28 protein-coding genes and 1 tRNA gene are annotated in these 24,142 nt (G+C 53.9%); 24 read left to right on the top strand and 5 right to left on the bottom strand.

Features of this window, described 5'->3' with window-relative positions; genetic code table 11:
• Positions 1-35: 35 nt before the first annotated feature.
• The gene (tyrS, locus tag PHV74_00530; protein ID MDD5092855.1) at positions 36-1,226 is read right to left on the bottom strand and encodes a tyrosine--tRNA ligase; all 1,191 of its coding nucleotides are present in this window, start codon (positions 1,224-1,226) and stop codon (positions 36-38) included.
• Entirely contained in the window at positions 1,223-2,167 is a 945-nt protein-coding gene (locus PHV74_00525; protein MDD5092854.1) for a bifunctional riboflavin kinase/FAD synthetase, read from the bottom strand. The genes tyrS and PHV74_00525 overlap by 4 nt, the downstream gene beginning before the upstream one ends.
• Before the next feature lie 61 nt (positions 2,168-2,228).
• Here PHV74_00525 and PHV74_00520 point away from each other — a divergent pair, with 61 nt between their 5' ends.
• The 20 genes from PHV74_00520 to PHV74_00425 all read left to right on the top strand — a co-directional run bounded on the left by PHV74_00520 (position 2,229) and on the right by PHV74_00425 (position 20,644).
• Positions 2,229-2,723: a MaoC family dehydratase N-terminal domain-containing protein gene (locus PHV74_00520; GenBank protein MDD5092853.1), complete on the top strand. Its 495-nt coding sequence runs from the start codon at positions 2,229-2,231 to the stop codon at positions 2,721-2,723.
• A gap of 8 nt (positions 2,724-2,731) precedes the next feature.
• Positions 2,732-3,169 carry a MaoC family dehydratase gene (locus tag PHV74_00515; protein MDD5092852.1) on the top strand — a complete coding sequence of 146 codons (438 nt, stop codon included), beginning with the start codon at positions 2,732-2,734 and terminating at the stop codon, positions 3,167-3,169.
• Positions 3,166-4,158 carry a phosphate acyltransferase PlsX gene (plsX, locus tag PHV74_00510; GenBank protein ID MDD5092851.1) on the top strand — a complete coding sequence of 331 codons (993 nt, stop codon included), beginning with the start codon at positions 3,166-3,168 and terminating at the stop codon, positions 4,156-4,158. The genes PHV74_00515 and plsX overlap by 4 nt, the downstream gene beginning before the upstream one ends.
• A gap of 17 nt (positions 4,159-4,175) precedes the next feature.
• Positions 4,176-4,415 (top strand): acyl carrier protein, encoded by a 240-nt coding sequence (locus PHV74_00505; GenBank protein ID MDD5092850.1) that lies wholly within the window; start codon positions 4,176-4,178, stop codon positions 4,413-4,415.
• Positions 4,412-5,188: an enoyl-[acyl-carrier-protein] reductase FabL gene (gene fabL, locus PHV74_00500; GenBank protein MDD5092849.1), complete on the top strand. Its 777-nt coding sequence runs from the start codon at positions 4,412-4,414 to the stop codon at positions 5,186-5,188. The genes PHV74_00505 and fabL overlap by 4 nt, the downstream gene beginning before the upstream one ends.
• A 55-nt stretch (positions 5,189-5,243) precedes the next feature.
• Positions 5,244-6,467, top strand: a complete 1,224-nt coding sequence (fabF, locus tag PHV74_00495; protein ID MDD5092848.1) for a beta-ketoacyl-ACP synthase II — start codon at positions 5,244-5,246, stop codon at positions 6,465-6,467.
• Positions 6,468-6,471: 4 nt separating this feature from the next.
• Positions 6,472-7,218 carry a 3-oxoacyl-[acyl-carrier-protein] reductase gene (gene fabG / locus PHV74_00490; protein ID MDD5092847.1) on the top strand — a complete coding sequence of 249 codons (747 nt, stop codon included), beginning with the start codon at positions 6,472-6,474 and terminating at the stop codon, positions 7,216-7,218.
• Between the two features lie 149 nt (positions 7,219-7,367).
• The gene (locus PHV74_00485; protein ID MDD5092846.1) at positions 7,368-8,225 is read left to right on the top strand and encodes a DegV family protein; all 858 of its coding nucleotides are present in this window, start codon (positions 7,368-7,370) and stop codon (positions 8,223-8,225) included.
• Between the two features lie 279 nt (positions 8,226-8,504).
• Positions 8,505-8,810, top strand: coding sequence for a hypothetical protein (locus tag PHV74_00480; protein ID MDD5092845.1), 306 nt, complete (start codon positions 8,505-8,507; stop codon positions 8,808-8,810).
• A 130-nt stretch (positions 8,811-8,940) separates the two neighbouring features.
• The gene (alaS, locus tag PHV74_00475) at positions 8,941-11,580 is read left to right on the top strand and encodes an alanine--tRNA ligase (GenBank protein ID MDD5092844.1); all 2,640 of its coding nucleotides are present in this window, start codon (positions 8,941-8,943) and stop codon (positions 11,578-11,580) included.
• Positions 11,581-11,618: 38 nt separating this feature from the next.
• Positions 11,619-11,831 carry a DUF433 domain-containing protein gene (locus tag PHV74_00470; protein MDD5092843.1) on the top strand — a complete coding sequence of 71 codons (213 nt, stop codon included), beginning with the start codon at positions 11,619-11,621 and terminating at the stop codon, positions 11,829-11,831.
• Positions 11,831-12,178 (top strand): DUF5615 family PIN-like protein, encoded by a 348-nt coding sequence (locus PHV74_00465; GenBank protein MDD5092842.1) that lies wholly within the window; start codon positions 11,831-11,833, stop codon positions 12,176-12,178. The genes PHV74_00470 and PHV74_00465 overlap by 1 nt, the downstream gene beginning before the upstream one ends.
• A 16-nt stretch (positions 12,179-12,194) precedes the next feature.
• A complete protein-coding gene (gene ruvX, locus PHV74_00460) occupies positions 12,195-12,653 on the top strand; it encodes a Holliday junction resolvase RuvX (protein ID MDD5092841.1) in 459 nt (152 codons plus the stop codon).
• 18 nt (positions 12,654-12,671) lie between these two features.
• The gene (locus tag PHV74_00455) at positions 12,672-13,730 is read left to right on the top strand and encodes a hypothetical protein (protein MDD5092840.1); all 1,059 of its coding nucleotides are present in this window, start codon (positions 12,672-12,674) and stop codon (positions 13,728-13,730) included.
• Positions 13,727-16,159, top strand: a complete 2,433-nt coding sequence (locus tag PHV74_00450; GenBank protein MDD5092839.1) for an endo-1,3-alpha-glucanase family glycosylhydrolase — start codon at positions 13,727-13,729, stop codon at positions 16,157-16,159. Before PHV74_00455 ends, PHV74_00450 begins: the two co-directional genes overlap by 4 nt.
• 67 nt (positions 16,160-16,226) lie before the next feature.
• Positions 16,227-17,069: a shikimate dehydrogenase gene (locus PHV74_00445; protein MDD5092838.1), complete on the top strand. Its 843-nt coding sequence runs from the start codon at positions 16,227-16,229 to the stop codon at positions 17,067-17,069.
• A 162-nt stretch (positions 17,070-17,231) separates the two neighbouring features.
• Complete coding sequence (aroC, locus tag PHV74_00440) at positions 17,232-18,377, top strand: chorismate synthase (GenBank protein ID MDD5092837.1); 1,146 nt, start codon at positions 17,232-17,234, stop codon at positions 18,375-18,377.
• Between the two features lie 204 nt (positions 18,378-18,581).
• Positions 18,582-19,223 carry a hypothetical protein gene (locus PHV74_00435; GenBank protein ID MDD5092836.1) on the top strand — a complete coding sequence of 214 codons (642 nt, stop codon included), beginning with the start codon at positions 18,582-18,584 and terminating at the stop codon, positions 19,221-19,223.
• A gap of 214 nt (positions 19,224-19,437) precedes the next feature.
• Positions 19,438-20,532, top strand: a complete 1,095-nt coding sequence (locus PHV74_00430) for a DUF763 domain-containing protein (protein MDD5092835.1) — start codon at positions 19,438-19,440, stop codon at positions 20,530-20,532.
• Between the two features lie 36 nt (positions 20,533-20,568).
• Positions 20,569-20,644: transfer RNA gene (locus tag PHV74_00425), tRNA-His, on the top strand.
• A gap of 22 nt (positions 20,645-20,666) precedes the next feature.
• On the opposite strand, the gene PHV74_00420 is transcribed toward PHV74_00425, so the two are convergent.
• The 3 genes from PHV74_00420 to PHV74_00410 are packed head-to-tail and all read right to left on the bottom strand — an operon-like array spanning position 20,667 to position 22,936.
• Positions 20,667-21,893, bottom strand: coding sequence for a site-specific integrase (locus PHV74_00420; protein MDD5092834.1), 1,227 nt, complete (start codon positions 21,891-21,893; stop codon positions 20,667-20,669).
• A gap of 37 nt (positions 21,894-21,930) precedes the next feature.
• A complete protein-coding gene (locus PHV74_00415; protein ID MDD5092833.1) occupies positions 21,931-22,221 on the bottom strand; it encodes a helix-turn-helix domain-containing protein in 291 nt (96 codons plus the stop codon).
• A gap of 7 nt (positions 22,222-22,228) precedes the next feature.
• The gene (locus PHV74_00410; GenBank protein MDD5092832.1) at positions 22,229-22,936 is read right to left on the bottom strand and encodes a LexA family transcriptional regulator; all 708 of its coding nucleotides are present in this window, start codon (positions 22,934-22,936) and stop codon (positions 22,229-22,231) included.
• 191 nt (positions 22,937-23,127) lie between these two features.
• Here PHV74_00410 and PHV74_00405 point away from each other — a divergent pair, with 191 nt between their 5' ends.
• Genes PHV74_00405 through PHV74_00390 form a run of 4 tightly spaced genes read left to right on the top strand, consistent with a single transcriptional unit; the run spans position 23,128 to position 24,122 of the window.
• On the top strand, positions 23,128-23,250 hold the full coding sequence (locus PHV74_00405; GenBank protein MDD5092831.1) for a hypothetical protein: 123 nt from the start codon (positions 23,128-23,130) through the stop codon (positions 23,248-23,250).
• A 15-nt stretch (positions 23,251-23,265) separates the two neighbouring features.
• A complete protein-coding gene (locus tag PHV74_00400; GenBank protein MDD5092830.1) occupies positions 23,266-23,478 on the top strand; it encodes a hypothetical protein in 213 nt (70 codons plus the stop codon).
• Positions 23,479-23,503: 25 nt separating this feature from the next.
• Entirely contained in the window at positions 23,504-23,698 is a 195-nt protein-coding gene (locus tag PHV74_00395; protein ID MDD5092829.1) for a helix-turn-helix domain-containing protein, read from the top strand.
• The gene (locus PHV74_00390) at positions 23,688-24,122 is read left to right on the top strand and encodes a hypothetical protein (protein MDD5092828.1); all 435 of its coding nucleotides are present in this window, start codon (positions 23,688-23,690) and stop codon (positions 24,120-24,122) included. Before PHV74_00395 ends, PHV74_00390 begins: the two co-directional genes overlap by 11 nt.
• Positions 24,123-24,142: the final 20 nt, after the last annotated feature.

The raw sequence follows: 24,142 nt of genomic DNA, 5'->3' as shown, positions 1-24,142 counted from the left end.
GGTATTGCTCCTTCTATTTGATATCTGAGTTCTTTCTATCTGGCAACGATCTTGAGCCACCGCCGCTTGCCGACTTTGATGATGCTGCCGTCTTTCAGGGTAATCAGAGGGGCGGTCACTTTCTCTCCATCCACTTGGATGGCATCCTGGGCCAGCAGCCTGCGGGCTTCCCCTCGACTTTTCACCAGGTCAGCCTTCACCAGTATTTCCGTTATATCGGCGGCCTTCTCGTGAGTATCCAACACGAATTCGGGAATGTCATTGGGGATATCCCCCTTCTGGAATACGGAGCTGAAATGCACATCGGCATCCTGCGCCGCCTTTGAATCGTGGAACTGGGCGATGATCTCCCGCGCCAGCCGCTTTTTCAAAACCATTGGGTTGATGGCATTGCTTGAAAGCTGTTGTTTGAATTCGGCTATCTCCTCATCGGGGACATCGGTGATCAGTTCGAAGTAATCCAGCAGAAGATTATCCGGGAGGGACATCACCTTGCCGTACATTTCATTGGGCGGGTCGGTGACGGCGATATAATTCCCCAGGCTCTTGGACATCTTCATCTTGCCGTCGGTGCCCACCAGGAGCGGCATGAAGAAAACCTGCTGCGGGCGCTGGCCGACCATTTGCTGAAGTTCGCGCCCCATGAGGCAGTTGAACTTTTGATCGGTTCCCCCGAACTCCACATCCGCTTTGATCATCACCGAATCGTAGGCCTGGAGTAATGGGTACAGAAGCTCCGTGATGCCGATGGGTTTTCCGGCCGCCTGTCTGCTGGCGAAGTCCTCTCGCGCCATGATCTGGGCCACGGTGAACTTGCTGGTGAGGCGGATGACATCGGCCAGGTTGAAATTCCCGAACCATTCGCTCTGCCATCGGACTTCTGTCTTCTCGCGGTCGACCACCTTGAAGAATTGCTGCATATACGTCTCAGCATTGGCTCGCACCTCTTCGGCAGTGAGCATATTGCGAGTCTGGGATTGGCCGCTGGGATCGCCGATCTGCGCTGTCCAGTCTCCCACGATGAGCACCACCTGATGGCCCAGTTCCTGAAACTGTCGCAGCTTCCTGAGTCCGACTACATGGCCCAGATGGATATCGGGTCGGCTGGGGTCGAAGCCTTCCTTCAGACGGAGGGGTTTTCCCGTTTCCAGCATCCGTCTGAGTTCCTCTTCGACGATGATCTCGCTGACGCCTCTTTTCAATATGCGGTCGATTTCTTTGCTCATCGGCTGTATCCTGCTGATCTTTCGATTTTCGTTGACCTTGCCGTCAAAATATCGGTCCTGATTTGTTCCTTGAGTTTATCCAGGGAGTCGAACTTGATCTCTCCCCGGAGCCGCTTGACGAATTCGATGCTGAAGGCATGATCGTAGAGATTGCCTTTGAAATCGAGGATATGGGTTTCAATGGTTCGAGCGCTTTTGCCGAAAGTTGGCCTCACCCCGATGTTGGTCACCGCTTTATGAGTCTTTCTGCCGGTGTGAGCCAGTGTGACGTAGGCGCCATCGGCCGGTAGCGCGCTGTTGCTGACAACGCTCAGATTGGTGGTCGGAAATCCCAGGAGCTTGCCGCCGCGATGATCCCCGTGAACAACCGTTCCGCTCAGCCGAAAGCGCCTGCCCAGCAACTGGGACACATTCTCTACATCGCCCTTGGCCAGCGCTCGGCGGATGGCCGTGCTGCTGATGACCTTTTCACCCAGCTTGATGGGGTGAACGGCGTCTACGGTGAAGTTGAGCTCTTTTCCCAGGGAACTGAGATAGTCGAAGTTCCCCTCGCGGCCTTTGCCGAGAGCAAAATCAGGGCCGATCACCAGGGCGCGCATCTTGAGGTGCTTTTGCATCAATATGACAAACTCCCGCGCTGTGAGCTGGGAGAGTTCGGACGTGAAGGATAGAACGATAACGTGATCGATTCCCAGCGCCTTGATGAGCCGGATCCGCTCCTCCAGACTGGTCAGATAGGGCAGCTCTGTCTGCGGGGCTAGAAGTGCTTTGGGATGCCAGCTGAAGGTGATAACGCCGCTCAAGAGACCCATTTCAACCGATTTCTCTTTCAATCGGTTGATGAGGTGTTGGTGTCCCGGGTGAACGCCATCGAAAACTCCGATGGTCAGAGCCATTTCTCGCGCCGGTTGAATTGCGGCTAATTCGTCTGCTACACTCATCTTTGCAGATATGGGAAAAATCGCAGAGTTTGTTCCATCAGAATTCTAGGGGTTTCGGGGGATGGTGTCAAGGATACGCTGGCTTGACATCAGCTTCAAGGTTCTCTACAATCGGCGTAAGGTCATGACAAATCCATTCATGCTGCCTCCGGAAAAGAAGGTTGAATTTCACCAGATAGAGGTGGGGTACCAATTCCCTCCGGCGAGCATCAACCTGGAGGCGTCAAGGATCGCCCTCTATTTGGGAGCCGTAGGCGAGACCAGCAATTTGTATCAGGAAACGTCACTCGTTCCCCCTTCAGCCATAGCTGCCTGCGCTCAGGCGGCGCTTGCCGAGAAGATCGTGTTGCTTCCGGGAACCATCCATATCTCTCAGGAACTCGAATTCGTGGGGATTGCACGGGTGTGCGATACGCTCACCAGCCGCGCGCGGGTGAGCCGGAAGCAGGAGCGGGGGAAGATGCGTCTCCTTAATATAGATATTGAAGTTCTTGACCGGGACTCTAAAACGATAATGAAGGGCAAGAGCAGTTTCATCCTGCCCCAGTCTGATTAGAAAAACAGATGGAACACGAGGCCATGCTGAAGATATCGGAGTGGGAAGAAGGAATGGTCCTTGGGCTGATCACCCGGGACATCCTCCAGGAGAACATCAACCTCTATGCCGAGGCCAGCCGGGATTTCAATCCCATCCACATCGATCAAGACTTTGCCCGTCAGACTCCCCTGGGAGGCACGATTGCCCATGGCATGCTGATCATGGCTTACGTTTCGCACCTGATGACGATGACCTTCGGGCGGGTGTGGCTCACCGGCGGCCGTCTGGACATCCGCTTCAAATCCCCTGCCCGGCCAGGCGATACCGTCACGGTGAGCGGCAAAGTGCGTCAGATTGAACGAAACGGCAGCCGGGTTGTCATCAAGTGCGAGGTCCTTTGCCAGAATCAAAAAGGGGAATCCATTGTCAGCGGAGAAGCGGTGCTCAAGACGGAGGAGCCATGAAGGTAGCCATTGACGCCATGGGCGGCGATTATGCCCCTGAAGAGATTGTGAAAGGGGCGATTCTTGGCACCAGGGAGCAAGGGGTTGGAGTTATCCTTGTCGGCCCGGAGCAATTGATTGCACGTGAGCTTGCCAATCAGGGTGGGTGTAGCAGCATTGAAATCGTGGCGACGAATGAGTACCTGCAGGAAGGCGAGCATCCCGCTTTTGCTCTGCGCACCAAACGAAATGCCTCGATTGCGGTAGCCACCAGGCTGGTGAAAGAAGGGAAGGCCGATGCAGTCATCGGTGCGGGACCAACAGGTGGGGTGGTCGCCGCCGCGCTTCAGATTCTGGGCAGTATGGAGGGAATAGCGCGCCCGGTGGTTGGCGGGAATTTCCTGGCTTTTGCGCCGAATACGGTGTTGATGGACGTAGGCGGGAATGTGGATTGCCGACCGGATCAGCTCCTCGATTTTGCCATCGTTGGAGCCGTCTATACTCGGAAAGTATTGGGTATCGAGAATCCCACGGTGGCGCTCTTGAGCAACGGGGCAGAGGAAGGCAAGGGTAACGAGCATGTCAGAGAAGCCTACGCCCTGTTTAAGAAATCGGGGCTTAATTTTATCGGTAATGTCGAAGGATCCGATCTGCCTCTGGGGCGGGCGAATGTGATCGTTTGCGATGGTTTTGTGGGCAATGTTCTGGTTAAGTTTTGTGAATCTCTGGGGAGGACGGTTGCCGGATGGCTTGAGGCCGAACTGGAAGGCAAATTACCCCGGAACGAAGTCAAAGAGCTGGCCGATAAGCTGGTCCTGGCCACCAATCAGGCCGATGCTTCCGGGGGGGGCCCCTTGTGGGCGGTTAACGGGGTAGCCATTGTGGCTCATGGGCGAAGCAAGGCTGTCGAGATCGCCCGGGCCATTGCCCAAGCAAAAGCGGCCGTGGAGATGGACCTTGTGGGCGCTCTCAGGAGCGAGCTTGCTGCGGCTCGCAGCAAAGTGCAATAATCACTGAGGAGTTCGATATGTCGATTGAAGAGACCGTCAAGAAAACCGTCCTCAAGATCGTGCGCAAAGAGGGGTTTGATTTTAAACCGACCACTACCTTTAAGGACCTGGAAGCCGATTCTCTGGATGTCGTCCAGATACTGGTGGCCCTGGAAGATAGTTTCAATATTGAAATACCGGATGAAGACCTGAAGGCCATCGCCAATATGGGCGATATCATCGCTTATGTTGAACGCAAGGTTGCTGAGAAGGGATGAGCAGCGATTCTCTTAAAGGGAAAGTAGCCCTGATTACCGGCGGCTCCCGGGGCATCGGTCGGGCGATCACGCTGAGACTCGCTGCCGAAGGGGCCGATGTTGTTATCAACTACTTCCGAAAGCGCGATACGGCTGAGGCCACTGCGGAAGAAGCCCGCAAGAAAGGCGTGAGGGCTCACCTCATCAAGGCGGATGTGGGGGATGAAGAGAAGGTTAGCCGCATGTTCGCCGAAATAACCGAGAAGTTTGGGCGTTTGGATATCCTGATCAGCAATGCCGCCTCCGGTGTGGCTCGCTCCGCTCTGGACTTGGATACGCGCGGCTGGGACTGGGCGATGAACATTAATGCTCGAGCCTTTCTGCTCTGCGCCCAGAAGTCGGTGCCGCTGATGAAAGACGGGGGCAAGATGATCAGCATCACCAGCTTGGGTTCCCGCTTTGTTTTGCCTTCCTATACAGCCATCGGTGCTTCCAAGGCAGCTCTGGAAACCGTCACCCGATATCTCGCTGTTGAGCTTGCTCCAAAGGGCATTTCGGTGAACGCAGTTGCCGCCAGCGCTGTGGAAACCGAAGCTATCAGGATTCTCTCCGGTGGAGAAGGGCTTCCCCCTGTGTGGTGCCGTACCCCGGTGGGGCGGATGGTCGAGCCGGAAGATATCGCCAATGCCGTGGCGTTTCTCTGCAGCGATCAGGCATTCATGATCCGAGGACAGGTGATAACCGTGGATGGCGGTTCCTCCCTGGTGCAGACGATTCCGGATAAGCCTTGTTAGCTTGTCCTCACGATTGAAGCAGATATAGGGAATAATGGTGGAACTTATGCAAAACATGGGAAGAAGAGTAGTGATAACCGGTTTGGGGGTGGTAACTCCCATAGGTCTGACGGTTGAAGAATACTGGCAAGGGTTGGTGGAGGGCAGATCGGGCATTGGCCCGATCACGGCGTTTGATGCCAGCAAATACCCGGTAAAGGTGGCTGGTGAGGTCAAGGGGTTCGATCCGGCCCAGTACATGAACATCAAGAGGGTTGATCGCACTTCCAGGTGCACCCACTTTGCCATTGCCGCCACCCGGATGGCCATCGAATCGGCCGGGCTGGAGATGTCCAAAGAGAATGCCCAGAGGGTGGGGGTGGTCATCGCCACAGCGGGCATGATATCTCTGATCGATGAACAGGGCGAGGTGCTCAGAAGGCGGGGGCCGATGCGGGTCGACCCTCTGTTGATCGCCAAGATGTCTGCCCACATGGTTCCGGCTCAGGTCGGGCTTGAGATTGGGGCCAAGGGGCCGAATACCAGTATTGCCAGCGCCTGCGCCAGCGGCAGCGATTCCATCGGTGTGGCCATGAATTATATCCGGTTTGGCCGCGCCGATGTGATGATCACCGGGGGAGCAGAGGCGCAGGTAACCCCGATATCTGTGGCCAGTCTGGGCATCGTCGGTGCCCTGACCAGAAGTCTGGACCCGAAAACGGCTTGCCGGCCGTTTGATCTCAATCGAGACGGTTTTGTCATCGCTGAAGGCGCGGGAATATTGATCCTGGAATCATACGAACATGCCCAAGCACGCGGTGCCACGATTCTGGCCGAAGTGGGCGGAGCCGGATGGTCCTTTGATGCCTTCAGTGAAACCGCGCCCGATCCTGAGATGGAGGCCGTGGCGATGAAGCTGGCCCTGGAAGACGCCGGGGTATCGCCGGAGGAAGTCGATTACATCAATGCCCATGGTACCAGCACCAAGCTGAACGATGCCGGTGAGACCAAGGCGGTCAAGCTGGTGTTCGGAAAAAAGGCTTATCAGATACCGATGAGCGCCAATAAATCCATGATCGGGCATCTGGCCTGCGCGGCCGGATCGGTTGAGGCGGTGGCCTCCGTTTTGACGATTCGCAACGGCATCATCCCCCCGACGATCAATTATCAGACCCCTGACCCGGAATGCGATCTCGATTATGTTCCCAACACAGCCCGTCGGCAGGAAGTGAACGTGTGCCTTTCCAACTCCTTCGGCCTCGGCGGGCAGAATTGCAGTCTGGTTATAAAGCGAGCTTAGAGTGATGGAACGAGAACTGAGCGGCAGGGTTTCCCTGGTCACGGGCGCTTCCAGAGGTTTGGGGAAGGCGATTGCCCTCAAGCTGGCTTCTCAGGGCTCCAGAGTGGCGGTCAATTATCTCTCCAATGATGAAGCGGCCATGCAGGTGGTTTCCCAGATCGAAGCAATGGGAAGCGAGGTGATGCTGGTCAAGGCGGATGTCTCCGATAGCAAAGCGGTGAAAGCCATGACCAGAGAAATCATCGAAAAGTGGGGCCACATCGATATTCTGGTCAATAATGCCGGCATAACCAGGGACGGACTCTTGCCCCGAATGTCTGATGAAGCATGGGATACAGTCATCAACACCCATCTGCGAGGCGCTTATCTTTGCACCAGATTTGCGCTGCGATCGATGATGGATCGGTCATGGGGGCGGATTATCAATATCTCCTCGGTTGCCGGAGTAACGGGAAGCCCCGGACAGGCCAACTACTCGGCTGCCAAAGGCGGACTTATTGCTTTCACCAAGAGCATCGCCAGGGAGGTCGGTTCGCGAAACATAACGGTTAATGCGGTTGCCCCCGGTTTCATCGTTTCCGATATGACTTCAATGTTGCATCAAGAGATCAAAGACTCCATTCTCTCCAGAATTCCGCTGCAACGTTTCGGCATGGCAGACGAGGTGGCTGAACTGGTGGCGTTCCTAGCTGGCGAACGGGCGGGCTACATTACGGCTCAGGTGATCGGCATTGACGGCGGCGTCGGATAATAAACTGAGGAACCTCTGATCAAATGGTGCAGGATTCCTCCTGCCGGGGGTTCGGGGGGTGTCCCCCGAATTCTTCAACCTTCCCCCAAGATTGGGGGCTAGGGGGTTGAAAGCACTTAATCAAAGGTTGCCTAATTAGGAGATTCATAATGCCTAGAGTAGGGATTGTAACGGATACCGGAAATTGCCTACCTCCGGAGTTTATTAGGGAGTATGATATCCGAGTGGCTCCGATCAATGTGATCGTCAATGGAAAAACCTATTGCGACGGGGTGGATATCACACCAGACGAGTTCTACAAACTGCAAAAGGACCCCAAGAACACTTCTTCGACAAGCGGTATTGCTCCCGGGACTTTTATGGACATCTTCAAAGACCTGGCCAGGAGCACTGATAAAATCTTGTGTTTGCCTCATTCGAGCGATCTGGGAGTGACCTACAACTCGCTGATGCAGGCCAGAGAGATGGCCAAGCAGGAACTGGCCGATACCATCATAGAGGTGGTGGATACTCGAACCGTTGTCGGCGCACAGGGAATGATGGTGCTGGAAGCAGCCCGAGCGGCGCATGCCGATAAGAGCCTCTCCGAGATCATTGAAACCGTTCAGGACATGATTCCGAGGGTAAAGTGGCTGATGGCGCTGGAGACCTTGACCTATCTTATCAAGGGCGGCCGGGCTCCCAAGTTTGCCGGGACGCTGGCCAATCTGATTCAAATGAAGCCGGTTATCGGGATGATGAATTTGACCGGAATCCTTGATTTTTCCGATAGAGTAAGAACCACGCCCAAGGCAATGGCTCGGTTGATTGAGATAACTCTCAGATATGCGCTTCCCGACAAACCGGCGCACATCATCGTTCACTATTCCGACGATCTCAGCAAAGGCGAAAAGCTGAAGGAAATGCTGGCGGCTGAATTCAACTGTGCGGAACTCTATATGAGCCAAGTCACCCCTATGGTTTCCTGCCAGACCGGACCTATGGTCGGTCTGTCTTTTTATTTCTGATGACACCTATGAAACGTTGCCCTTTTGGAAGCTGGCGACAGGTCAGTAAGGCCGCCCAAAAATGGCTATTCCCCCTTCAATTTTTCTCTGTTATAATGCTATCGGTTAGACTGAACCCTGGGATGGACGGGACGATTTATCGCCCCAAAGACGGAAGAGCATTCACCGACCATTACCATACTGTTACTCAATGTTTACTTTCCCTTAACCCCTTTTTTAACCTTCCTCTGATAGCATATTCGTGTAGTCGAAAGATACGTTCGGCATGGAGGTTAAGCGATGGCGAATTTTAACTTGGTGAGATATCATATTTTGAGTTCCATCCGCGCGGCCATGGCGGAATCAGAGGGGTATGAAGAGGAGGCCAAGCGGCTTCGATCTCAGGCCAATCTGCGGTTGATGGTCATGTCGGAAGAGGAACTGAGAGAGCTGGCCAGAATGCTCTCCTTCCTTCCTTCAAGACCCCCTGAGGCGGTTTACGAGGAGATCAAGCGGGCCATAGAAGATCATAAGGATACAGCCGCCGAATGGATCGGAACTTTTGGGGTTGCGCCGTTCGGGGCAATCACACAAAAACCAGTCTAGAGGTCCCGGTCCAGGTAAATCGAATTGAGAAAGCCCTCGCCTTGGCGAGGGCTTTTTGCAGATATCCTCCCCCAGTTCACCTTCGTTGACATACCCTCTGCGTTAGCCTAAAATCAAGCCTGAGGATTCTATGAACAGTAATGAAATCAGAACCGCGTACCTGAAATTCTTTGAGGAGAAGGGCCATCTTGTGCTGCCCAGCTCTTCCCTTGTGCCGCACGGCGACCCAACTCTTTTATTGACCACTGCTGGGATGGTTCAGATCAAGCCCTATTTCACTGGCGAGATGGTCCCGCCCAATCCGCGCCTGGCCTCTTGCCAGAAATGCTTTCGCACCACAGATATCGATTCCGTGGGAGATGCCGGACACCTCACCTTTTTTGAGATGCTGGGCAACTTCAGCGTGGGCGATTACTTCAAAAAGGAAGCCATTGCCTGGGCGTGGGAGCTGGTCATCGATCGCCTGCACTTACCCAAAGATAAGCTCTGGATCACGGTCTTCCTCGATGACGATGAAGCGGAGCAATACTGGCTCAAGCTTGGCGTTCCCCAGGAGCGCATCGTGAGATTGGGTGAGAAGTCCAATTTCTGGGGCCCTGCCGGACAGACCGGTCCCTGCGGACCCTGCAGCGAGATTCATTATGACTTCGGCAAGGATAAGGGTTGCTGCAAGCCCGAGTGCAATCCGGAATGCAGTTGCGGCCGATTCCTGGAGATCTGGAACCTGGTTTTCACCCAGTTCAATCAGGATGAGCAGGGCAAGCGCCACCTGCTGCCCAAACCGAATATCGATACCGGCATGGGGCTGGAGCGCATTGCCACAGTCATGCAGGGCAAATCGACGGTCTACGAAACGGATATTTTCCGTCCGATTATCGAAAAGGTGTCGGCGCTTTCCGGGCGTAAATACGGGGAGAGCGAATCCGTGACGAAGGCTATGCGCGTGGTGGCCGAGCACAGCCGGGCGGTCACTTTCCTCATCGCTGACGGCGTCATCCCCTCCAACGAAGGCCGGGGTTATGTGCTGCGGCGAGTGCTGCGGCGGGCTGCGCTGTTCGGAAGGAAGCTGGGATTGGAAGAGGCTTTCTTGACCAAAATGTCGAAGGTGGTAATGGACCGGATGGGTGGTCTTTATCCGGAGCTGGCTACCGGCCGGGATCATATTCTGAAAGTCATCGAGGCGGAGGAAACCCGATTTGACCAGACTCTGAATACCGGGATGAATTTACTTGATGAGATCGTCTCAACGTGTAAAAAGAAAGGGGCCGCCTCAATTTCCGGCGCAGAGGCTTTCAAGTTGTACGATACTTATGGCTTTCCTGTGGAGATCACCATGGAAGTCGCCGCTGAGTCTGGCCTTTCAGTTGATCTGGAGGGCTTCAATAAAGAGATGCAGGCTCAGCGAGAGCGGGCGCGGGAGGCTCAAAAATTCGGGCTGGCGGATAAATCGGTCCAGAAATTCTGGGAAAGCCTGGATATGCCGGAGACCGAATTCGTGGGATATGATCTTCTCTCACAGAAGACGAAGGTGCTGAGTTTGATTATCGAGGGACAGTCGGTGCAATCGGCTGTGAAGGGCCAGGAAGTAGAAGTGATCCTTGCCCAAACGCCGTTCTATGGAGAGATGGGCGGACAGCTGGGCGATGCCGGTCAGATTACCGCCCCGAAAGGGCGTATCGCCGTATCCGATGCTAAAAGACCTCTTGATGGCCTGGTGATGCACGTCGGCAAGGTTGAAGAGGGCTCCATCTCGGTCGGAGATTCTGTGGAGGCGAAGGTTGATCTGGAGCGTCGGCTGGATATCGCCCGGAACCACACGGCTACTCATCTGCTTCATGCCGCTTTACGGAAAGTTCTGGGTGATCAGGTGCGGCAAGGAGGCTCGCTGGTCGCTCCCGATTATTTCCGCTTCGACTTCACCCATTTAATTGCTTTGAGCAAAGAAGAACTGGCTCAGGTTCAGTACCTGGTGAACGAACACATCCGCCGAAACCTGCCGGTATCTTCTTGCGTAACCACATTCAAAAAAGCTGCCGCCGAAGGGGCGCTGGCGTTCTTCGGGGAAAAGTATGGCGAGGAGGTCAGGCTGGTGCAGATCGGAGATGCCGATTCCGGCGAGCGCGTCAGCGCGGAGCTTTGCGGCGGAACCCATCTCAACAGCACGGGGCAAATCGGCTTTTTTCATGTCACCAGCGAAAAGAGCGTCGGCTCCGGGCTGAGGCGAATTGAAGCCGTAACCGGAAGGGCGGCGGAGAAGTACACGGAGCAGCGTTTCTCTGCACTTCAAAACGTGGCTGATCAATTGGAGACCAACCCTTCAGAGGTTGCCCAGAAAGTGACGGCTCTGCTGGCGGAGCTGAGCGCCGAGCGCAAGCGGGCCAAAGACATGGAAGGCCAGCTTCTGCGCAAGACTGCGGAGGCACTGCTTCAGGACGTCAAAGAAATAGACGGGGTCAAAGTGCTGGCTGCCAGAGTTTCAGCTTCCGATGAAGACCTGCTCCGCCAGACGGGGGATTTCCTGAAGGACAAACTCGGCAGCGGCGTGATCGTTCTGGGGGCGGTCCTCAATGGCAATCCGCGTTTCCTGGCGATGGTTACTCCGGACATGGTCAAGAAAGGGATCAACGCGGGCAAGATCGTTAAGCAGGTGGCGCAGGTGACCGGTGGAGGCGGGGGCGGCAGGCCGGAGATGGCCCAGGCGGGCGGCAAGGATGCCTCGAAAATAGACGAGGCCCTGAAGCTGGTGCCAAAGCTAGTGGCAAAGGGATGATGTCCTCCAAGACCATGTTGACATAAAGGGGGTGTGTGATGAATCCAAGGATTGTTTCTGACCCGAATATTTGCGGAGGAGAATCCTGCGTAAAAGGAACCCGTATTCCTGTCCGTGTGGTTTTGAGCCATCTGGCAGCGGGAGAGGACTATGAATCCGTTTTGAGGAGTTTTCCTCGATTGGAGCGGGAGGATATCCTCGCATGTATTGAGTATGCAGCGTACCTATCGACCGAGAGGGTAGCTTCCTAGTGAGGATAATTATCGACGAGAACGTTAGCTATGATCTCGTCGTGAAATTACGAGGCAGTGGCGATGAGATAATCTCCGTTTCCGAACTCCAGAAAAGCGTGTCTGATGAGTATGTCTACAAGCTGGCATTACAGCATCGAGCGATCTTGGTAACTAGGGATTATCATTTTAGCAACCCTCTCCGGTTTCCGGCTGAGAGAACAGAAGGCATCATCTATATTCGGCACGGCAATTTGAAGTCGGAAGAAGAAACCGCGCTGGTGGATAGTTTCCTGCGCGGAAATAACGCTGAGGTATGTAAAGGGAAGCTGATAACCCTTTATCGGGAAGGATTTAGAATCCGCTGAGCGAGAAGGGCGAGCTATGCGTATTCTGGGACTGGATGTCGGCGATAAGCGAATAGGCGTGGCGATGTCCGACCCGATGGAGATACTGGCCAGCACGCTGACGGTGATCGAGAGAAAACGCGATGGCTCCGAGTTCGATGCCCTTCTGGCTCTGGTGAAAGAACACAAAGTGGGTCGGATTGTGGTGGGATATCCCCGATCGATGGACGGCACCATCGGCCATCAGGCGGAAAAAACCCAGGCTTTTGCCGAAGCGCTCTTAAAGCTGACCGATGTCCCGGTTGAATTGTCTGACGAGCAACTTTCCACTTCGATGGCCACCGATATGATGCGCGATGCCGGAAGGAATCGCAAGCAAATCAAAGCCCGGCGCGATACGGCTGCTGCAGCCCTCATTTTACAATGGTACCTCAATGAGCACAGGCCGGAGGAGCCTTCTCCCTCTCTTGATGGGAGAGAGCCAGATCAAGAGTGAATTGAGCTTGGAGGGCATGTGAAGGTTGCTGTGGTTTTGCCAATCGCCACCGTGCTGTCTCTGATTTTAGCATCAATTCTTGGTTTTTCCTGTTCATCTCAAGATATCTCCGAAAACGTGAGACTGGTAGGGGCCAACTATTACCCTTGGTGGAATCAGGCTAAATGGACCGAAGGTATCACAAATACTCCGAGCTTAGGGCCATACGATAGCAGCGACACCGTGATCATCAAGCAGCATTTGGAATGGGCTGCTCAGGCAGGAATCGATTTTCTTTCTGTAGAATGGGCAGGGCAACAGGGATCGCCGACGGACCAAGTTTTTCGGCAGTTGATAGGTCTCGAAAATACCAAGGGTATCAAGTTCTGCATTTTCTATGACGCAGCGATCAATCTTAGCCCAACATATGAGCATGTGTCTGTTCAGAACTTTGACATCTCCTTTGACGGCGAACGCACCAAGGGACAAAAATTTCTGGATGATATGGCGTACATTTCAAGGTATTTTGATCAGCCCAACTATTTGAGGGTTGATGGGAAGCCGGTGGTCTTCTTCTACCCGGTCGCTGGTTGGTGCGGCGATAGCCTCGATGACACGTTGGCTAAATATGGCATGTTGTATGACACCTATGACATTGCCGATGTGATGGGGTGGTTGCCCGACGATGTAGCTCAATGTGAGTGGAATTTATGGCAGAAATATTTCGAGGCCATCACAGGAGGAGTCATGCATTGCGAGGAGTGCATGCGCGATCCTCAGCGAGAAGAATTCTTCCCCACCGAAATCGGCAATCGGATTGCCGAGTATCGTAAAGGGGCTGTTACTCATGGCATGGGTTTTGTCCCTCCGGTGATTTTGGGCTACGACGACAGGTGCAATACGCCGATTTCCCGAGGTGCCGGTGAGACGCTGCGTGAGTCATGGGCCATTGCCATAGGCAATCTCGACGGCAACCACAATATGGTCAATGTCATGACCTTCAACGAATGGCATGAAGGCTCTGAGATAGAACCGTCAAGAGAATATGGCCTGAAGTATATCGATTTGATTGGCGAATTGACAGTGAGGTCTGAATGAAGCGAACTTTGCTGTTCGTCTGGCTGATGTGTCTTCTGGGGGCTGCCATTCCTGCCTGCTCCAATTCCGATTCGGATCGGATCGATGAATTGGAGCGGAAGGTCTCTGCGTTAGAGCAGCAGCTCGCCGATAGCTCACTCCGAATAGAAGACCTCGAAGGAAAGCTTGAAGGCCTTACCGAAAAAACTCCTGATCCTATCGATAGTTCGACGTTAGCATTAAGCGGCACTGAACTGACTTCCCACTATCTCCTCCGCTTCGAATTCACCACCACCTCGGACTGGGCGAGCCTCAGTTTTGATCCTGCGCCGGTGCTTTCCTCAAGGCAAGTCAGTGTATCTGGCGACTATGCCAGCGTCGGGTGTGCAGTTGATGGCATGCACATAGATCAGTCCGTGGAAAACGCCAGGGCCGAAAATAGCGTGACCCTCATCGGTGACTATGCGATCTCCGCAGGTTACTATGGTTCCGCATCCTTGTCCGCAAAGTCCCTTCAATTGACTTTCAAACGGGGCGATTTGAATGAAAGCATCCTGCGAGTGTACAACGTGGAGGAAAACGGACGCATAGTGCAAATCGCCAAGTTTTGTCACGATGATGTGATTAAAGGTGATGTGACCAACTTGTGGATTACTTCTCTTGATCTATCGGCTCTCTCGCAACTCCAGCCTCTGGAGAGGGCGGTTGAGCATTACTACGAGCCGCTCGTCTGGGCGTTCTATTATCCCTGGTACAATAACGATTCCTGGAACAATCAGACGCTCCTTGATAAACCGGCTACTCTGTACAGCTCAGATAATGCTGAGGATATTTCGCGACAGATCACCGAGGCAAAAGGCGCCGGAATAGACGGCTTCCTGAGTTCATGGTGGGGGCCGGGAGATTATACCGACGAAAATCTGGAAGTTCTTCTCGACCGCGCAGAAAGAGAGAACTTCAAGGTGGCGGCCTATTTTGAAACGATATCCGGCAAGACTCAAAAGGGACGCGATAAAAATGAATTGATTGACTGGTTGACCTACTTGCTGACCAAGCGTGCCATTCATCCGGCGTATGAACGGGTTGATGGAAGGCCATTGATCGTTGTGTGGGCATCAGGCGGCATTGAACTGGATACATGGAAGGAAGTTTTTTGGGAACTTCGCTCGAAAGGCCTCGATGCTTTCTTCATCTGTATGGGCTTTGGCGATGCTGAGCAGCTGGAGGTTTTTGACGGGCTTCACGATTATGGCCTGGCGGCAACGAATACCCCTGAGATGGGGCAGGCTGCAAAGGCAACCCGGTACTATCACCTGTTGCAAAAAGACGGCAAGCCCAAATTGTGGGCGGCGACGGTGATGTCTGGCTATGATGATCGTTTGCTCCCAGACCGCACCGGAGCTGTACTTCCCCGAAACGAGGGGGAAACCTATCGCGGAATGTGGGCAAACGCTGTTGCCACTGATCCCGACTGGATATTCATCACCAGCTGGAACGAATGGTGGGAAAATACTCAAATAGAATCAAGCGCGCTCTACGGCGATTCTTATTTAGGGATTACTCGTTCGGAGGCCGATTCCTGGCAGAATATCCGCCATGGATATTCTGCTACTTGTTATATTGATAAGGCGGTCGACTACCTTCGCGCCAAATACAATGGCGATCTCCATCTTATACGCGAATCCGATCCTCCCGGAGGCTGGCAGTTTGATCCTTTACAGAAAGAGGAATGGGCGGTTCCTCCGCCATGGTCTGATTCCAGATTCTACACTATGGACAAGGTTTATTGGCTCGGCGATAGCGCGTTGGCAGCGTTGGCTTTAGAGCCTTATGCCCCGGAGATTGCCCGAGATATCACTCAGAAGTTGACTAGCGCTGGTTATGCCCCCTACTCTTCAGCTGATCTGCCGGATATACTTTTCGGCGGTAGAATCGAAGACCCGCCTCCCAGCATTCAAAAGAAGGCCTATATTGAGGATGACGGCGAGGATTTTGTTGTAATCGGCGGAAATCGGGTGGACTCGGTTCTGGAGCCGATCAGCGATTACGCAGATGTCCTGCTGGAGTACGCCATCCAGGAATGGCGCAAAGGGGACGCTGAGCGTGCTCGTCAGTACCTTCGACAGGTGCTGGAGATGTTCGACAGCAATTCGGTTGCCATATGGGATAGACCAGCGATGGAAAATGGCGTAAGAAATGAGGCAGCCACTTACAAACTGGCTCTTCTTTTGATAGTGGTGCAAGTGCTTGATGAGCCCTTTGTTTATTCCCAACAGGTGGCGGCGCGTATTCGGGCCAACCAAGACCCGATCAGCGGGGGTATCAGGACCGGTATCAAGCCGGACGGGTCTCCGGCCGGAGGCTGCAATACGGAAACAACGTCGCTTGTCCTTTTGGCTGGCGATAAGGATCGGATTGACACGCTCAAGCGGCTCTATGACGAATCTTGATAGCACAACGAAAAGAGGCAGGGCTATCCGCTCTCTCCTATTTTTGGTATCTTAGGAATATATTGCCATGACACAGAAAGTCGGCTTAATCGGCTATCCGCTGGGACACTCGATTTCCCCGGCTTTTCAGCAGGCGGCCTTCGATCATCTGGGACTCGATATCCGTTATGAGCTGTGGGAAACCCCGCCGGGGAACTTGAGCCAGGTGGTGAAGGATATTCGCTCCGCTGAAAAGCTGGGCGCTAATGTGACCGTGCCCTATAAAGAAGCGGTCTTGAGGCTCATGGATTATCTGGACCCAATGGCTTCCGATATCGGCGCGGTAAATACCATCGTCAAGCGGGACGGTATACTGATCGGATATAACACCGACGCCGGGGGATTTCTGAGGGCGCTTAAGGAACAAGGAAAATTCGATCCGCAAGATAAAAAGGTGGCCATAATCGGTGCCGGCGGTGTGGCCAGAGCCATCGGTTTTGTTTTGGTCAAGTCAGGTGTGAGATCCCTGGCGCTGTTTGATATCGATGCTGCCAGAGCGGGGAAGCTGGCTTCTGACCTTGAAGCAAAGCAGGTTTCTGTGCTGACATCAGAGAAATCGGCTGAATTCAGGAAGGCAGTCTCCACGGCTGATTTACTGGTTAACTGCACACCGCTGGGGATGAAGCATAGCCCCGGTGAAAAGCGATCGCCGGTGGATGAGAAACTGATCTCTCCCGGATCGCTGGTCTATGACGTAGTGTATAATCCTATTAAGACGCCGCTCCTACAGATGGCGGAGAGAGCAGGGGCGCGAACACTGGGAGGGCTTTCGATGCTGGTTTATCAAGGAGTGCTGGCGTTTGAACTCTGGACAGGTCGGACCGCACCGGTTGATATAATGATGGGGAAGGCGGGGGGTGCCTTGGTTTGAATCCGGATGTCATTGCGGGGAGCCGTAGGCGACGAAGCAATCTCAGAGCGATAGGATAGGATTTGTGCTCCGCGGAGTTTACCCTGAGCAGCACAGAGATTCTTCGCTCTACTCAGAATGACATAGTCGAAGGGCTTGCGATGACACGGATGAGGGGGAAAGATGTTCAGATTCTTGACAGCAGGCGAATCACACGGAAAAGCGCTCATCGCTATCCTCGAAGGGGTTCCGGCCGGACTCTCCCTGAGTGAGGATTATATCGCGGCCGATCTCAAACGGCGGCAGGGGGGCTATGGGAGAGGGGGGCGGATGCAGATCGAGCAGGACCGGGCGGAGATCATTTCCGGTGTCAGGCACGGTCTGACCATCGGAAGCCCTATTTCCCTTTTGATCTGGAATAAAGACTGGGAGAACTGGCAAGAGAAGATGAGCGTCTCTCCGGTCAAAGGGAAAACCGAGCCGGTTACCCGCCTTCGCCCCGGACATGCCGACCTCGCCGGCGTCAGCAAGTATAATTTTGATGATATTCGACCTGTCCTGGAACGGGCCAGCGCCAGGGAAACGGCGGCCAGAGTTGCGGTTGGAGCTGTTGCCCGGAGATTCCTTGAGGAATTCGGCATCGAAATCCGCAGTCATGTCACTGCCATCGGCGGGTGTTGGGCCGAGGTAGTTGAGCCGATCGATTGGACCAGGGTTGAATCATCGGCAGTGCGTTGTGCCGACGCGGAGGCGGAGAAGGGAATGATGGCCGCCATCGATGCCGCCAAGGCGGCCGGAGATAGCGTCGGCGGAGCCTTTGAAGTGATTGCCAAGGGCGTCCCGATTGGCCTGGGAAGTCACGTTCACTGGGATCGGCGGATGAGCGGCAAGATCGCCCAGGCGATGATGAGCATCCCGGCCGTCAAGGGTGTGGAGATCGGCGCCGGATTTGCAGTTGCCGATCTGAGCGGATCGCAGGTTCAGGATGTGATCGAGCCGGGATTCAAGCGTCCCACCAACTGGGCCGGGGGAATTGAAGGCGGCATGACCAATGGCGAGCCGATCGTCGTTCAAGCGGCGATCAAGCCCATCGCTACCATTCTCAGCCCGTTGGCTTCAGTCGATCTCAAGACCGGAGAGAAAGTGCCGGGCCATGTCGAACGAGCCGATACCTGTGTGGTCCCGGCGGCTGGCGTTATCGGCGAGGCAATGCTGGCGCTGGTTCTGGCGGAAGCGGTTCTGGAGAAATTTGGCGGCGACCACCTTGAGGAGACCCTCAGAAACTATAAAGGGTATATCAAGTCGCTGAAGTCGCGCAACCTCTGTTAATGCGCAGGAGTTTGGAGGGGTGATTTTTTGCTCCGTGGTTGGAGAGTGCTGGGATATATGCCTGGGTGAGAATACCGTTCGTGGTGAGCCTGTCGAACCATGAACAGCCCATCGACTGTTCGACAAGCTCACAGCTCAGGGCAAACGGATGAAAGCGTATTTTCGTAGTAATGGCAGATAGACTATTTTCAGGCAGGTGAAAATATGGCAGAAGAACTGGGAAGAATTGAAAGGCCGGAGGCCGAAAGTTTCAGGGGCAAGCGAAAGCTGTATCTGGTGCCCCTTCTCTTCATGGGGCCTGAAGCGCCGGGAGAGTATATCGAAATCCTGAGCCGTTACTGGGCGCAGGTGAAAGACCATATCGCCAGGCTTGAAGCGGCTGCCGGACCGGTCACGCGGATTTACCATGAATCGATCGCCGTCTCGGGGCAGGAAGGACTGAAGCTTCTGGAGAAGTTGAATCCGAGTTCCTGCAATCTCACTACAGAGAGATGTCGGCAAGGCGCGATACTGGAGGCTCTGGACGACCGGGAGCTCAACGATGAGATCATGGATTGGGAGCGCTTCATCATGGCGGGGTTCATCAGCCGGAAGGCGGCGGATATTGTGGCCAAACACTACATGGAGGCTTCCGCAAAGCGATACGAGCACATGACCAAACGGATCGAGGAGACCCTCAAGGCGGGGGAGGCCAGCATCCTCTTCATCCGGGAAGGTCACCGACTTCAATTTCCGCCCGGCATCGAGGTTTTCAGCGTTTCCCCCCCGGCATTGGATGAACTCTATCGCTGGGTTCGCGATAATCCTCCCAAAGAGCCGGTCACGGAGCCTGAAGGACAGGATTAGTTATAGAAGCGCTGATTCAGTTCTGGTCAACCCCCTGGCCCCCACTCTTGGGGGAAGAAAGGGAATTTAGTGGACACCCCCTTCGACAAGCTCAGGGCAGGCTCTAAAACCCCGGCAGGAGGAATCCTGTACCACTTGATCAGAGCTTCCTTATTTTACTATCCGCTCACCTTGAGCTTGTCGAAGGGCGAGCGGCATCAAGGTAGGTGTTTGCATGTCTCCCGCTTCCCGAACGGGCGTAGCCAATTTACCCCTTCACGGCGGCAAAGCTCCGCGATGGCTCTTCGAACGGATGACCAAGCTGGCCCGCGAGATATGCATCGTGATCGTGGAAGAGTTTGGCCCCGATGAGATGCTGCACAAGGTCTCCGATCCCTACTGGTTTCAGGCTTTCGGCTGCGTGTTGGGGTTCGACTGGCATTCCAGTGGGCTGACTACTACCACCTGTGGCGCGCTCAAGGAGGGGATTCGGGAGATTCAGGGTGATCTGGGGCTTTTCATGGCCGGCGGCAAAGGGGCCACTTCCCGGAAAACACCGGAGCAAATCGAGGACTGTGGCAATCTCATTTCGGCCGATCCCGCCTCACTCGTTTATGCGAGTAAAATGGCAGCCAAGGTGGATAGCGCTGCCTTGCAGGACGGCTATCAGTTGTATCATCACGTCATGCTTTTTACCCGCGAGGGATCGTGGGCAGTGGTTCAGCAGGGGATGAACGAGAGCACTCGCTATGCTCGCCGATACCACTGGCTCGGCGAGGGAGTTACCGATTTTGTCTGCGAACCCCATGCGGCCATCTGCGCCGAGCAGTTCGGGAAAGACGTCCTCAACTTGGTGGCGGCGGAAAGCACCCCGGCGCGAGAGGTGATCACCGGAATCGCTGCTGAAAACAAACCGGAAAAGACCATCGGCGAACTGAAGAAGCTTCAGTTGTTGACCCTGCCGAGCCGGCACCAGATCATTGTTCAGGATATCCACCCCGATCGGATCAGCAAGATCATTACCGCTACCTACGAGCGCAGTCCGGGTGATTTCGAGGAGTTGCTGGGGCTGCCGGGAGTCGGGCCCAAAACCATTCGCGCCCTTTCGCTCCTTTCCGAGCTGATCTATGGCGCTCCGCCCAGTTTCACCGATCCGGCCCGGTTCAGCTTTGCCCACGGAGGAAAAGACGGCATTCCCTATCCGGTAGATCGGCGCACCTACGATCAGAGCATCGAGCTATTGAGAAAGGCAGTGCTCAGAGCTAAACTTGATGGCAGCGAGAAGCGCCAGGCGGTCAATCGGCTTGACGACTGGCGTTCCAGAAGTTAGAATAAGGCTTTGGAATATCTCCTCTCCTTGTGTGTGGTGGGTATAGCCCAGTGGTTAAGGCGCCAGGTTGTGGCCCTGGAGATCGAGGGTTCGATCCCCTCTACCCACCCCAAAAATCGAAGCTAAAATGGCCCTCACCGGGTTTTCTGATGAGGGCTATTTTTGTTTTCGATCACATTTCGATCACGGAGGTTTTCAAGAACCTCTGTTTTCGGTTCCTGCAATATCCCATCAAATCCCTTGGCGGCGGCTTCTTGCAGGCCCGGCATTACATGGCTGTAAGTATCCAGCGTCATGCTGATAGAACTATGTCCCAGACGCTCCTGAACGATTTTGGGGTGTACCCCTTGCTTGAGTAGCAGGGATGCGTGAGAATGTCTGGCGTCATGCATCCGGATTCTCTTGAGATCAACTCCCGCCTGTTTAAGGACTCTCTGCCATGCATGGGTGACGGTATCTGGCACCAGTGGAGTTCCGTCAAAATGACAAAAGACGAGCGTTTCCTCGGTTGGGTTTCTGTCTGCCATATTCCACTCAAGCCTCTGCGCTTCCTTGTGATTACGCAACGTGATAATCGTAGAGGGAGATAGGGCAATGGTGCGACGGCTCCTCTTTGTTTTGGTGGGACGGAAGACGAGCTTTCCACCCTTCAGCCTGTGTAGGCTTCGATTTATTTGAATTTGCCCCAACGTCAGATTGGTGTCCTGCCAGCGCAAAGCCAGCACTTCGCTGCGTCTCGCACCCGTGAAGAGGGCAAGGTAGAAAATGGTGTAATACGGACTATTTTTAATCGCCTCAAGAAACTTATTGACCTCATTTTCATCCCATGTGGGAAATTCATAATGCTGCTTTTCTGGTAACTCTACAGCGTCGGCGGGGTTTACTTGGATCAAGTGCGTTGTCAGGGCCTTTTGAAGCGCTGCGTGAATGATGTGATGATGATTTCGGATAGTTTTGGGAGACAGACCGCCTTTACCGTCGCAACGGCCATGCTCCAGTTTTTCGGCATAGTAGTCTTCAAGATGCTGAGGTTTTAACTGAGATAGATATATTGCGCCAAGAGACGGTAAGATATGTTTCCTGATGTCCAGTTCATAATCCTCGATAGTTCGAGGCCCTAGCTTGGATGAGTGGTTCTTGAGCCACTGATGGAGATATTCGCCGAAGGTGATTTTCTGAGGCTTGGTAAATGTTCCCTTTTCAAGTTGATGGATAATCTCGGCAAGCCGCTTTTCGGCTTCCTTCTTGGTCCCTTTGATGGACCTCGACATCTGTTTTCGCTTTCCAGTCTGCGGATCGCGGCCAATATCGACAACGATTGTCCAGGAGTCCTCGTAGCGCTTAACGATGCGGCCTCTCATGATTCCTCGTCAAATCCCCAAATGGAGCATTGATTCACTATTCCAATTCCTTGACCTGGTCTTCCAGTTCCTTGACTCGCTCGGCTAGTTCCAGCAGGATTGCCGAGATGGGGCGCTTAACCTGTACGTCTCCGTTGAAGAATATCGCGGGGTCTACGCCGAGAGCACCGGCAAGCTTCTGTGCGATAGGGACAGTGATATTCTTTCGTTTACCGGACTCCAGAAGTTGGATATAGGAGAAGCTGACCCCGGAGGCTTCCGCCAGCTTCCGCATACTGAGCCCTTGATCTTTGCGGGCTTTTTTGAGGATTTCTTGAATCGTGGCCATTCCATCCTCAAACGTCTCTGGTGATCTTGATCACTACGCCGATAATTCGGCAATCCTTCAGAGTATAGGTGCGGAGGTTGTCCTCCAGAAAGGCAGCGTCTCCCACTTGGCGGAAGCGCTTAACCCCTGTCTCCCATTCATCGGCCTCTGATTTTCGGTGAGAGCAAATGATATAGCGGCCATTGGTGGGCGTCATGTCTGGATCGAATACCACGGTGTCACCATTCTCTATCTTGCCGGTGAGACAATCACCGTGAGCGCGAGCGGCCTTGAGAGACAGTTTCCAGTCCTTTTCGGGAATTGGGACATAATCGGCGACCTCAAGGTTTTCGATCGCCAGCTTTCCGTCCGGGCCGAGCGAGAGGCCTTGACTAAAAAACGGCACCATTTTGACCGGCATTGGTTCCGCAATCCCCTGCGGCTTGCCTTTGGCCTCCATCTCTCGTATCTTCTGCCCGAGTTCTGAAATGATCTCTGAGGCACTTCGGGAGGGTGGTTGCTCTTCAGGGGGAAGGAAATAACTCCGGGGTTTGCCAAAGATGACCGCAAAACGCTCCAAACCCTCAATATTGAGCGCGGTTTCGCCCCGGAATATGCGATATAGATGGCCCTTCGCGCAGCCCCATTTAGAAGCCAAGTCCTCTGGGGACATGTTAGCCTCTTCCATCGCTCTCTTCACCGCAGCCCCTGTATATTTCAACGTGTCCTTGTTCATCGTGTTTCTATTGTACCATGAAATGTCAAAATCATATTAAATTAACCATTGACTCTAGTAACGTAATATGTTACACTGAAGACAGTAAATATCACTACAAAGGTAGATTGGGAGCGACTGGATTTTTTTGTCCGATGAGTGACATTTAACGTCACTCTGTGACGTAGGGAAGCGCCGACAGGAGAAGGAAGATGAACAGAAAGAAGAATGCTCACAAATCAACTGCTGAACTCGCACTTGAGTTCGTGGAGCGCGAGCTAAACCGCAAAGCTGGCGAAGAGATGCGGATGGCAGCTTGGCAGAACAGAAATTAGTGAGGTGGTAAGTAGATGAGACGAAGACCGATCAAGACCAAGAGAATGCTGGCTGCTGAGGAACGCCTTGGCGGCCCACTGGAGAAGATCGTGCCTCAGATATACAACGAGACCGGAACGATGGAGGAGACAAGCCAAAAGATCGGCGTTGACCCAAGCACCCTGTATACCTGGATGCGTCGACTTGGGTTTGAGATTCGGACCCAGTTGGTTTGTACCAAACAGTAAAGGGTAAAGGAAGGAGGGACGAAGGATGGAAGAGAAGGTGTTATTGAGGCCATTGGAGGCCGCCGAAGCTCTGGGCATTGGCAGGACAAAGATGTATGAGCTTCTGGCATCCGGTGAGCTGCCAAAGGTTCAGATAGGCCGATGCATCAGGGTCCCGGTGCATGGACTCAAGCAGTGGGCGGAAAAGCAAACGATTGTGGGGGTGACCCATGAATCGTAAGCCAGACGAAATAGAGATTGCTCTCACCCAAGCCTTAGATGCTAATATGGATGCCCAGAGTTGCCGAATCAGCGCTGCAAGTGCTCTGTCCACTTTCCCCCAGATCGATCTCCGAATGGACGAACAGCAGAATGCCGCGTATGCGCTCATTATCCAGGCAGAAACAGAACTCCGAAAGACTCACCCCTACCAGGCAGCCAGATTACGACAAGCCATACGGTATTTCGTTCAGGCTGAGAAATTTGAGAGGTTGAACGAACAGCAAGTGAAGATAGCGGCTCTCTCGATGGTGAAACAGGAAGTGCCGCAGAAACGAGAGGCATCAATCATCGAGAACTGCCTACGGATGTGGCGTAAGGGCTGGAGTTTGTTCGGGTGGAATAGAAGGACAGAAAGCCGGATACCCGATCTGGTAAACAGATAAGAGGAAAGGGAGGGTTTACG

It is taken from the genome of Dehalococcoidia bacterium (assembly GCA_028711995.1).
GTDB lineage: Bacteria > Chloroflexota > Dehalococcoidia > SZUA-161 > SpSt-899 > JAQTRE01.
Note: the sequence above shows the minus strand (reverse complement) of the source record. Positions and strands in the feature narration are given on the sequence as shown.